Origin of the sequence: Streptantibioticus silvisoli (genome assembly GCF_027947535.2) — a bacterium.
In the GTDB taxonomy this organism is placed as follows: domain Bacteria; phylum Actinomycetota; class Actinomycetes; order Streptomycetales; family Streptomycetaceae; genus Streptantibioticus_C; species Streptantibioticus_C silvisoli.
The window spans coordinates 1-10,722 of sequence record NZ_JAAGKO020000020.1; the positions used below are offsets into that span (position 1 = coordinate 1).

Genomic DNA, 10,722 nt, shown 5'->3' on the forward strand with positions numbered 1-10,722 from the left:
CTTCATGGGTGGGGGTGGCTGGGGGCGGGCGGTCGGCGTTTGGGGGTGAGCCGGCGGCGGCCAGATGGCGTAGTGGAAGGGACGGGGCCGGGGGTGGGGGCAGGCAGCTGGGTGGCCGTTCGTCGCGGGTCGGCAAGGCGATCCGCGGGGAAGGCGGACCGCGCCTCACCAGGCCGTCGACCGTGATCCCGGGCGTGATCGGACCGCCTCAGATCTTTGCTATGGTTTACCCCGTCGCCAGGCTTACGGCCCAGGTGGCACACCCCGTCCGGGTGGCGGAATGGCAGACGCGCTAGCTTGAGGTGCTAGTGCCCTTTATCGGGCGTGGGGGTTCAAGTCCCCCCTCGGACACGCACAGTACGCCCATAGGTGCTGGTCGACTCTCGACCAGCACCTTTTGCGTTTCGTGGTCGTAGGTCAGGGTCAGCCCGAGCTGCCGGTAGACCTCCGCCGAGTCCGCCGGGTCCGCCTTCGACAAGACGGACAGCAGTCCGCCCATCGCGTTGACGAGCCCGCTGATCTCATCGCGGGTGAGTCGTCGCGGGGTCTCGCCGTTCTCGCCAATCTGGGTGAGCCGGACCTGCGCGGTGATGCGTTCGGCTTGGACCTCACGGCTCCAGGAGGCGACGAGGGTCGGGTCGCCGCCGGCCTCGGCGACGGCACGGTGCTGGGCGAGCTTGCGATCGCATTCGGCGATCACGCGCCGCAGAGCCTGGGCCTCCATGTCCTCCCCCGGCTGAGAGTCCTCCATCGTGGTCAGCGCGTGCTCGATCAACGGTGCGGAGAAGGTCTGGGCGAGCCAGTGGTCGACCGAGTCCTTGAGGTTCGCCTCGCGCAGGTAGACGTTGAGCGGGTGGTCGACCTTGTTCGCGAGGGCGTACTCATTCGGGTACCGGCAGCGGTAGTACGCCTCGTCGTTGGCCCAATTCCCCTGCATACGCCGACCACAACTCTTGTGGAGCAGAAGGCTCTTGAACGCGTAGCTGTGGTGCGTACGGACGACCTGGCGGCCGGTCGAGGACGGGCCGCGTTTGCCCAGGCGTTCCTGAACACGCTTGAACCGCGCAGGTGAGGTCAGTTCCTTGTGGGTGGGCTTGTCGGACAGGACCCAGGCGTCCTTGGGGTTCCACTTCAACTTTGTCTCGTGTCCGAGGGCGACGTCCTCGACGTCGATCAGGACCTCGTCCTTGCGCTGTTTGTTCCACACCTCATGACCGGTGTAGCGGGGGTTAGTCAGGATGGTGCGCACCGCGCTCTTGGACCAGGCGGTCCCGGTGCGGTGGGGGTTGCGCTTGCGGTCGTAGGCCGAGGGGCAGGGGATGCCGTCGTCGGTGAGGCGCTGGGCGATGGCGAAGTAGCCGATACCCGAGTCGTACTCCTCGAAGATCCGCTCCACAACCGGGGCAGTGACCGGGTCTGGCTCCAGCCGATGCAGCCGCTTGCCGTCCGCCGCCTTCGCCGGGTTCGGGTGCGGGCCGGCGTCGACCAGCATGTAGCCGTACGGCGGGCGACCTCCGAGGAAGCGGCCCTCGATCTTCGCCTGCGCGGCCATCGCGGTGCGGACCCGGATCTTGATGCGGTTCCGCTCGCCCTTGCTGACCCCGCCGAAGACCGACATGACGAGGTCGTGCGCCTCGGACTCCGGGTCGACCGCGCCGCCGACCTCCGGCACCCACAACGGAACGCCGTAGTGGACGAAGACGGGAAAGGTGAGCCCGAACTGGTTGCCGTAGAAGGCGCGCTGCGGTTCGCCGATGACGACTGCGTCGAAGCCGCGGTTCGGGTTCTTCAGGGACTCCAGCAGCCGGGCCGCCTGCGGTCGGCGCTTCCAGGGGATGGAGCGGGACTGGCCGATGTCGAAGAACTCGGTGACGATCTCGCCGTGGGATTCGATGAGGGCGTTCGCCCGGGTGAATTGCCAGTTCCGTGAGGCGACGGGGTCCTGCTGATCCTCTGTGGAGCATCGGCCGGCGAAGGCGTATTTCACGCTCATGCCGCCTCCTTTCCTGGTGTTTCCTTTCCGCTCGGGGATGGAGTCGGCAAGGACTGCTGATCGTGGTGTTGTTGGTGAACGGTGCGGATCAGCCGCAGGAGCGCTCGTGCGGCGCCCGGGGTCAGGAAGGGTGGTTCCGTCGGCAAAACGACGGTGACCGGGACTTCTTCCTGTTGCTCATCCCGTGAGTACTCTCGACCGTCAGCCATGGCGGAACGCGGAACGTTCAGAAACGTTATGCGGGGCGGCGGCGTTTGAGAATGCTTTTCTGCTCAGCTGGCTGGGAGCGGCGTGGCGTTCGCCACACGGCGGGTGTGTCACGCCGCGCATGCGATCTCCCGCAACGTGGTTGCCGTCCTGGAAGGCGGCTTTGTGGAGCGAACACGGGGCAATCTCCGTGTTGCCGCCGACGCGAGAGGGCGGTCCGGAACGCGGAAGATCAGCACGTCGTGGAACTCGGCACCCAAAGATCCGGTCGAGGGTGACCGGAACTGGCGCGCCGGGGGTGGGATCAGGCGATCGCCGCGCAGTTGCCCAGCCAGTGCGATGCAGTGATCGACGAGGAGAAGCCCGGCGTCCTGCCCGGCCCTCGCGGCATCGTCGATCGGATCGGTGAAGTTCGGCCCGTCGTGGGTCGTCCGCAGGACGACGGCCGCGTGCGCGCCGGGGCGCAGCAGGGGCAGACAGTGCGCGAGCGTACGGCGCAGAGCGTCGGCGGGGGCGAGGGCTGGGGTGGGGCGGAGACCGGCGAGGAGGAGATCGACGGTGCCGGTCATGCCGGTCAGCTGTCCGGCGGCGCGGCGCGGGGTGCCGTCGAGGAGGAGGGCGTCGGTGTGAGCGTCGGTGCGGCGGCGGGTGGCGGTGATGTTGGCGCGGGCGACGGACCACCAGCGTCGGTCGTCGGTGATCCCGATGGCATTGCGGCCGGCGCGGAGGGCTTCGACGATGACGGTGCCGGCGCCGCAGCCCGGGTCGAGGACGGTGTCGCCAGCCGCGGTGAGGTGGTCGATGGCGAGGCGGGCGACGGCCGGGGGCACGCGGTCGGCGTCGTGCACAGTGGCGGAGATGTAGGGGCCCTGACGGAGTTGTCCGCGCGGGCTGGTCTGTCCAGTGGCCCAGACCGATCCGAGGGCGGTCATCGGCGTGCTCCCGTTTCGCGGGCTTCCCGGGCGCCGGGCATGGCGAAGAGGAACAGGTCCGCGTGTCGGCGTGGCCAGGGAGGTCCGTCGTGGTCCGCGAAGCCAGCGGGCCGCTCAGCCGCCAGGGCGTCGCGCCGGATAGGGACTTCGAGCAGCGGGACGCGGTCGATCTGAACGAGTCCGCCTGCGGCGGCCGATCGTCGAAGTGCCGTGCCGAGGTTCCCCACCCGGTTCCCGGATGCGTAACCGTGCGTGATGACGGCCAGAGTTCCGCCGGGACGCAGGAGATGACTCCACGTGACGCTCGGCACGGCGGCCGGAGCGGGTTTGTGGGCGATGAGGATCACCGTGTCGAAGCGATCCGCGTCCCACGCCACCGGGTCCGACGGTGTGGTGGTGACGCGGTCCGCGACGTCACCGAGGCCGGCTGCCAATAGTCCGGAGTCTGGACCGAGGTCGGCTTCGGGGGGCAGGGCCGTGCCGGGCGTCGGGACGGGGTGTGAGTCGCGGTCCGGTTCGGTGGGGAAGCCGGCGGGTCCGGACTTGGGTCCGTCGTGGAGGCGGACTTCGAGGTGGCGGCCCAGGCGCGCGCCGACGGCGGCGATCTCCATGAGCGGGATCATCTGGCGGCCTCGCCGCCGCGCCGCGTCATCGGCGTTCAGCACGCCCCGGGTTCCTGACCATTCCGAAACAGCCGCAGCGGCGAGAACCAGAACCCTGCCGCTGGCCGGGGAATAGTGCTCGACGAGCATTTCGGCCGCATTGAGCATCCAGGTCGGCGTCGTCCGCGATTCGGGGTGGTCCAGTGCGACGGCCCAGACCTGATTCCGCCCCCATGGCCCCTGGTGTTCTTTGGCGCCCAGGGTGGCGTTTACCTGGTGATGCGATGAATCGGGGAAAGCGTCGGCTGGACTGGTTGCTGGTTGGTGGGGCATTTGAGGTGTCCTCCTGGGAGCTGCCGATGTGCTGGCACTCCAAGAGGCGCGTTTCCGGGCCCTTTTTGGACAGGTCCAGTCGAGGAATCTTCCGGCCAGGATGGGACTGGGCGAGTCCCCGGCTGGGTGGAGGTGCTGGTCTGTCACCAAGGGCAGGGATTTAAGCGTTCAGGCGACGGGCACGCGGCACACATCAACGAGCAATTCTTCCTTGTCCCAGAGGGCGGGGCACCATGGTCAACCGCTGGGGCCCGGTCCGGGGGTTCCACAGCGTGCCGGTGCTCACGATCGACACCTAGATCACGACTAAACCTCCTGATCGGAGGCTATTAAAGACCCTATCCCCCTCCGTTCGGATGGCCCAGCCTGGTGGCGGCGCGGACCCGGTCGGAGTCGGTCGCGGTCTCTGTATTTAGTCGTTTCTTTTCGCCGGTCTCGGTGCTTCGGAACGGGACCTTGTCTCTTTCCTGTCCTTTTCTTGTCGGTGGACTGGCTTGCTGGTCGGCGTCACAACTCCTTCGTTCCGGAGAGGCGCCCAGCATGGCCACTCAACCCATCACTCCTCGCGGAAGCGCCGGGCGGGATCGGCAGTACCCGCTCGACGTGGCGCGAGATCCCTTCGCTGCTCTGACCGCCGGCCCATCTCCCGCAGCCGTGGACGGCCGCGATTTTCCCGGCCTTCCGAACCGGAATATACCCCTGGATGAATTGCGGGACCGACTGCTCAGCCGTCATTGCTCCCCGACAACCCGTGACGCGGTCTGGCGGTATCTCATCAGCCGTTCCCGAGAAGAGGGGGCAGCTTGGACGCTGGCATGTGCGGGAATGGCGCTGCCCGCGCTGGCCGGTGTGGCGCAGTGGCTTTCGGCGCGGTTTCCCGGCGAGGTGTACGACGTTCACGCGGAAGTGCTGGCGGGATTCCTGAACGCGCTGACGACGGTCGATCTGGACCGGCCGCGGGTGCTGGTGCGGCTGCGGTGGTCGGCCTACCGGCAGGGACTGGCAGCGCTGACCGAGGCGCTGGACGCGCCGGCCCCCACGAGTCCGGAGTTCCATTCGGCGCCGCCGCGGCCTCCGTGGGGGCATCCGGACCTGGTGCTGGACAAGGCGGTCGGTGCGGGAGTCCTGACCCGAACCGAGGCGGACCTGATCGGTGATACCCGGCTGGACGAGGTCTCGGTCACTGAGTGGGCCGACCGTAACCATACGACCGGGGCCGCCGCGTACAAGGCCCGCCGTCGGGCGGAACTGCGCCTGGTCGCCTACCTGCGCGATGAGGCGCGCGACACCGACGGTGACGATCCGGTCGCCACCGAAGCCATGGACACCTTGCTCGCGGACGCCGGGCGACGGCCCGTTTCATCACTCGATGTGACGGTGATCGGGCGCGGTGGGGGCGAAGAAGTCGCGCGGAGCGTGTCCAAAACGGGGGCGGATTCCGGTCTTTTGGGGTGCGGGGGCAGTGCGCCCGCTTCGACGCCGGAACCGGACTCGGAGGTGCGCCGATGCGCCTGATACCTCAATCCCACCGACTCGCCGGGACACTCGTCCCCCTCATGGTCATCCACTGCCGCACGGTCGCGCGGCTGATCCGCCGGTGGCGCCGCCCGCTGGCCCTCACCCTCCTCGCCGCCCTGGTCACCCTGGCCAGCGGCTCATCCGCCCACGCCGCCACCGGGCATGAAGTGCTGGCGATCGCCAGCTCGGTGGGCGCGATCCTGACGAACATCCGCAACTGGATCATGGGCATCCTCGCCGGCCTGGCCACCGTGTTCCTCACGATCGGCGGTGTCCGGTACCTGATGGCCAGCGGCGACCCGGGCGAGGTGGAGAAGGCCAAGACCGCGTTCCGCAGCGCCGGCTACGGCTACGCGCTCGCCGCCCTGGCCCCACTGGTCGTCCAGGTTCTCAAGGGCATCGTGGGTGCCTGATGCCACCGACCACGTTCCGTTCGAACCGGCGGTGTAAGGCGCTCGCCTTGGTCCTCACCACGACCGTGGCGGTAGTCGTGCTGGCGTTGCCCGCTCAGGCGGCGCCGCCTCAACCGGCCCCGCCCGCCGCACCCACGGCGACTGCGTCCCCCGCCTCCTCCCCGAGCCCCCGTTCGCCGGCTCCGGCATCCACCGCACCCACGACCCCGGCAGCCGAGCCGACCGGCGACACGTCCAGCGATTCCGGGGGCGGGATCTCCGGGTGGATCGCCGACTCGATCGTCGACGCGATCAACTCGTTCTTCAAGGCGTGGTCTCCGACGCGCTCAACCCGCTGCTCGACCTGCTCGGCCGCACCCTGCTGACCACGCCCACACCCGCCCAGCTGCCCAGGATCGGCGAGCTGTGGAACAACTCCTGGGACATCGTGGTCGCCAGCTACGCGCTACTGGTCACGATCGCCGGCGTCATCGTCATGGCCCACGAGACCGCCCAGACCCGCTACTCCATCAAGCAGCTGGCCACGCGCATCCCACTGGGGTTCATCGCCGCAGCCATGTCGCTGTTCGTCTGCGGCCAGGCCGTGGTCGTCGCCAACGCGCTGTCCCGCGCGGTAATGGGCCCCGGCGTCGACGAGAACACCGCGAGCCAGACCCTGCGCAACCTCATCCTGTCCCCAATCAACTTCCAGTCCGGCGGCCTGTACCTGGTGCTGCTCGGCGGGGTGCTGGCTGGCCTGTTGGTCGCGCTCCTGGTCGTCTACGCGGTCCGGGTCTCGCTGACGGTGATCCTGATCGCCGGGGCACCGGTGGCGTTGATGTGTCACGCGCTGCCGCAGACCGAGGGGATCGCGCGGTGGTGGTGGAAGGCGTTCGGCGGCCTGCTCGCGATCCAGGTGGTGCAGTCCCTGACGCTCATCACCGCGATGCGGGTCTTCCTCGGACCGGGCGGGTTCACGATGTTCGACACGACGCAGACCGGCCTGGTCAACCTGGTCGTCTCCCTGGGGCTGGTCTACATCCTGTTCAAGACGCCGTTCTGGATTCTCGGCAGCATCGGCCTGAGCAACAAGGGCAACTTCGCCAGCAGCCTGGCCAGGGACTACGTCGTGGCCAAGTCGATGGGCATGCTGAAGCCCGCCGCCCCCAAGAGCCGCCCGCAGAAGACCACGCGGTCCGCCTCAGCCAGTCCGGCAGCCGCGCAGCGCCGGGGACGGTCGACGTCCAGCAGCACCCTCGGTTCCGTGCCGGCGGCGGGCCGACCACGCCGGACACTGACCCCGCCCGGCCAACCGCTGTTCCTGTCCCCGGCGCCCACTCCGGACAGCGCCTCCCGCCCGGCGGAACGCCCCTCCGGGCCACCCCCGGCCCCGGTGTTCCAGGAACCGGGCAAACCACCGAGCGGCCCTGCTGACCGCACGCCGGTCCCCTCACCGCGGCCTGCACAACCACCGGGTCCACCGGCCTTCCGCCCGCCGGGCGGCACACCGCGCAGGCCACCTCGCACGGCTCCGCGTTCCGCACCTCCGGCCGCGACGTTCAGCTCGCCGAACCGGCCGCCCGCGCCGGCCCCGCGCCCGTCCGGCACGCCGCCCGCCGCCACGTTCTCGCCGCCGGCCACGGCGCCGTCCCCGTCCCCGGTACGGCGACCCTGGCCACCGGCCACCCCCACCTTCAGCTCCCCCCGCCCGGCTCAGCCCGCCAAGCCGCCGCGCGTCCTGCCGCCCCAGCGATCCCCCCGCCGCAACAGCCCAGGAGGTGAACCCCGATGAGCTATCCCGTTCGCATCCCCGCTGACGTCGACCGCGAGGACAAGGTGCTGGGCAACCTCACCGCCCGACAGCTCCTCATCCTCGTCGTCGCCGGAACCATCCTGTACGGCGGTTGGTCCGCCACCCGCGGCCTGGTTCCGCTGCCGGTCTTCGCCGCCGCCTCACTGCCCGTCGCCGTCGTCGCCGTGCTCCTGGCTGTCGGACAGCGCGACGGACTCCCGCTCGACCGTCTCGTTCTCGCCGCGCTGCGGCAACGGACGACGCCGCGCCAACGGGTCACCGCGCCGGAAGGCGTTCACCCGGCACCGGTCTGGCTGGCTGAGCGGGCCGTGGTCGAACCCGGAGCCGCCCCGGCCGCACCCGCGCCGCTCAGCCTGCCGGCCGAATCCGTGGGTGAGACCGGGGTGATCGACCTCGGCGACGACGGGTTGGCGGTGGTCGCGGTGTGCAGCACGGTGAACTTCGCCCTGCGCACCCAGGACGAACAAGACGCGCTCGTTGCCTGCTTCGGCCGCTACCTGCACTCCCTCACCGCACCGGTCCAGATCCTCATCCGCGCCGAACGCCTCGACCTGTCCCGGCAGATCGCCGACCTGCGCACCCAGGCACCCGGCATGCCGCACCCGGCGCTGGAAACCGCCGCACGCGAACACGCCGACTACCTCGCCCAGCTGTCCGGAGGCACGGATCTCCTGCGGCGCCAGGTGCTGCTGATCCTACGCGAACCCGTTCAGCCGGCCGGACCCGTGGACGGTCTCGGCGGGGCATCCCCGCTGCACCGGCGCCGGCGCCGGCCCACCGGCCGGAGCGAATCCCTGCGCCGAGCCGCCGAAGCCCGTCTCGCACAGCGGCTCGCCGAGGCGGTCGACCTGCTCGGCCCCGCCGACGTCACCGTGACACCGCTCGACCCCGGGCAGGCCACGGCCGTGCTGGCCTCCGCCTGCAACCCCGACAGCCTGGTGCCGCTCTCCTCTGCCATGGCCGGTACCGACGATGTGATCACCGCGCAGGGCGGCTCCGATGACTGGGGGCAGCCGTGAAGCGCAGGCCGACCCGCACCCCGCACAACCCGGCAGGCGCCTTCGCCCCCGATGCCCTCACCGTCGGCGCCAGGCACCTCGAAGTCGGTGCCGAACGAGTCGCCTCGTTCGCGGTGACCGGCTACCCCCGTGAGGTCAGCGCCGGGTGGTTGCAACCGCTGCTCACCTACCCGGGACGGGTGGACGTCGCCCTGCACGTCGAGCCGATCGACCCCGTCACGGCGGCCAATCGCCTGAAGCGGCAGCTGGCCAAGCTGGAGTCCGGGCGCCGGCACACCAGCGAGAAGGGCCGGCTGATCGACCCGCATGTAGAGGCCGCGACCGAGGACGCCTACGACCTGTCCGCCCGGGTCGCCCGCGGGGAGGGCAAGCTGTTCCGCGTCGGCCTCTACCTCACCGTCCACGCCACCAGCGCCGACGACCTCACCGACGAAGTCGCCGCCGTCCGCTCTCTGGCCGCCAGCCTGCTACTGGACGCCAAGCCCACCACCTACCGGGCGCTCCAGGGCTGGGTGACGTGCCTGCCCATGGGCCTGGACCAGGTCCGCATGCGCCGCACCTTCGACACCGCCGCGCTCTCGGCCGCGTTCCCCTTCACCAGCCCCGACCTTCCCCCGGCCGACCCGACCTCGGTGGCCGCGCCGGACGGGGTGCTCTACGGCTACAACATCGGCTCGCAAGGGCTGGTGCACTGGGACCGGTTCGCCCTGGACAACCACAACGCGGTCATCCTCGGCCGTTCCGGCGCCGGCAAGTCCTACCTCGTCAAGCTGGAACTTTTGCGGTCGCTGTATCGGGGCATCGAGAACTACGTCATCGACCCCGAGGACGAATACGCCCGCCTGGCTGGTGCGGTCGGCGGGACGTATGTCCGGCTCGGCGAACAGGGCGTGCGGCTCAACCCGTTCGACCTGCCGGTCCGTACCCGCCCGGACGGTCGGCGGACCGCACCGCCTGACGCCCTCGTTCGGCGTTCTCTTCATCTCCACACCGTGCTCGGCGTGCTGCTCGGTGAGCTGGCCCCGGGAGACCGGGCCGTGCTGGACGAGGCGATCACCGCCACGTACGCCGGGGCCGGAATCACCGAGGACCCGCGCACCTGGACGCGTCCGGCCCCCGTCCTCGAGGACCTCGCCACCGTCTTGCGGGCCTCGGCCAACAGGACGGCGAAGAACCTCGCCTCGCGGCTGCACCCGTTCGTCCGCGGTGCGTTCTCCGGCCTGTTCGACGGCCCGACTACCACCCGGCCGTCCGGCCACCTCGTCGTCTTCTCCCTGCGCGACCTGCCCGACGAACTCAAGCCCGTCGGCACCCTGCTGACCCTCGACGCGGTCTGGCAGCGCATCTCCGACACCGCCGACCGCAGGCCCCGCCTCGTCACCGTGGATGAGGCGTGGCTGCTGATGAAACAGCCGGCCGGCGCGGAGTTCCTGTTCCGCATGGCCAAGGCCAGCCGGAAACGCTGGGCCGGCCTGACCGTCGCCACCCAGGACACCCCCGACGTCCTCGCCACCGACTTGGGAAAAGCCGTCGTCGCGAACGCCGCGACGCAGATCCTCTTGCGCCAGGCCCCGCAGGCCATCGCCGACATCACCCGCGCGTTCAACCTCTCCGACGGCGAACGGCAATTCCTGCTGTCCGCCGAGCGCGGGCAGGGGCTGTTGTCCAGCGGGACGCACCGGGTGGCCTTTCAGGCGATCGCCTCGCCCACCGAACACCAGCTGGTCACGACGAATCCCGCCGAACTCGCGGCGCTCGGCGAAATCCCAAACGCCGGGTCCGACTCCTCGGCAGCTGAGCAGTACCCGCTGCCGGCCGAAGCACGGGAACTCCTCACCGACGACAACGGCGAATTCTTCCTCGACGCGGCCTGACGAGCCCGCTCGGCAACTCCCTCATCTCCTCCCGAAGGG

General features: G+C 70.0%; 9 protein-coding genes, 1 tRNA gene and 1 pseudogene. 7 read left to right on the plus strand and 4 right to left on the minus strand.

Annotated elements, in window-relative coordinates:
* Window positions 1–266: 266 nt before the first annotated feature.
* Both POF43_RS15150 and POF43_RS15155 read left to right on the plus strand, forming a co-directional pair.
* Window positions 267–351 (plus strand) — tRNA-Leu (locus POF43_RS15150).
* Window positions 352–397: 46 nt separating this feature from the next.
* Window positions 398–1,072 carry a hypothetical protein gene (locus POF43_RS15155; protein WP_271325658.1) on the plus strand — a complete coding sequence of 225 codons (675 nt, stop codon included), beginning with the start codon at window positions 398–400 and terminating at the stop codon, window positions 1,070–1,072.
* 15 nt (window positions 1,073–1,087) lie between these two features.
* Here POF43_RS15155 and POF43_RS35145 read toward each other — a convergent pair.
* The 3 genes and pseudogenes from POF43_RS35145 to POF43_RS15170 all read right to left on the minus strand — a co-directional run.
* Window positions 1,088–1,993: pseudogene (locus POF43_RS35145) on the minus strand (recombinase family protein); the annotation flags it as partial.
* 317 nt (window positions 1,994–2,310) lie between these two features.
* Window positions 2,311–3,132, minus strand: a complete 822-nt coding sequence (locus POF43_RS15165; RefSeq protein WP_282704598.1) for a DNA methyltransferase — start codon at window positions 3,130–3,132, stop codon at window positions 2,311–2,313.
* On the minus strand, window positions 3,129–4,067 hold the full coding sequence (locus POF43_RS15170) for a hypothetical protein (protein WP_282704599.1): 939 nt from the start codon (window positions 4,065–4,067) through the stop codon (window positions 3,129–3,131). Before POF43_RS15170 ends, POF43_RS15165 begins: the two co-directional genes overlap by 4 nt.
* 825 nt (window positions 4,068–4,892) lie before the next feature.
* On the opposite strand from POF43_RS15170, the gene POF43_RS15175 reads away from it, so the two are divergent.
* A complete protein-coding gene (locus POF43_RS15175) occupies window positions 4,893–5,582 on the plus strand; it encodes a hypothetical protein (protein WP_271325460.1) in 690 nt (229 codons plus the stop codon).
* Complete coding sequence (locus POF43_RS15180; protein ID WP_308217741.1) at window positions 5,573–5,998, plus strand: pilin; 426 nt, start codon at window positions 5,573–5,575, stop codon at window positions 5,996–5,998. Before POF43_RS15175 ends, POF43_RS15180 begins: the two co-directional genes overlap by 10 nt.
* 109 nt (window positions 5,999–6,107) lie before the next feature.
* Here the strand turns inward: POF43_RS15180 and POF43_RS15185 are convergent, their stop codons facing one another.
* Window positions 6,108–6,305, minus strand: a complete 198-nt coding sequence (locus POF43_RS15185) for a hypothetical protein (protein WP_282704600.1) — start codon at window positions 6,303–6,305, stop codon at window positions 6,108–6,110.
* Between the two features lie 3 nt (window positions 6,306–6,308).
* Here POF43_RS15185 and POF43_RS15190 point away from each other — a divergent pair, with 3 nt between their 5' ends.
* The 3 genes from POF43_RS15190 to POF43_RS15200 are packed head-to-tail and all read left to right on the plus strand — an operon-like array spanning window position 6,309 to window position 10,683.
* The gene (locus POF43_RS15190; RefSeq protein ID WP_282704601.1) at window positions 6,309–7,769 is read left to right on the plus strand and encodes a TrbL/VirB6 family protein; all 1,461 of its coding nucleotides are present in this window, start codon (window positions 6,309–6,311) and stop codon (window positions 7,767–7,769) included.
* Window positions 7,766–8,809: a PrgI family protein gene (locus POF43_RS15195; protein WP_271324551.1), complete on the plus strand. Its 1,044-nt coding sequence runs from the start codon at window positions 7,766–7,768 to the stop codon at window positions 8,807–8,809. Before POF43_RS15190 ends, POF43_RS15195 begins: the two co-directional genes overlap by 4 nt.
* Window positions 8,806–10,683, plus strand: coding sequence for a VirB4 family type IV secretion system protein (locus POF43_RS15200; RefSeq protein ID WP_271324550.1), 1,878 nt, complete (start codon window positions 8,806–8,808; stop codon window positions 10,681–10,683). The genes POF43_RS15195 and POF43_RS15200 overlap by 4 nt, the downstream gene beginning before the upstream one ends.
* Window positions 10,684–10,722: the final 39 nt, after the last annotated feature.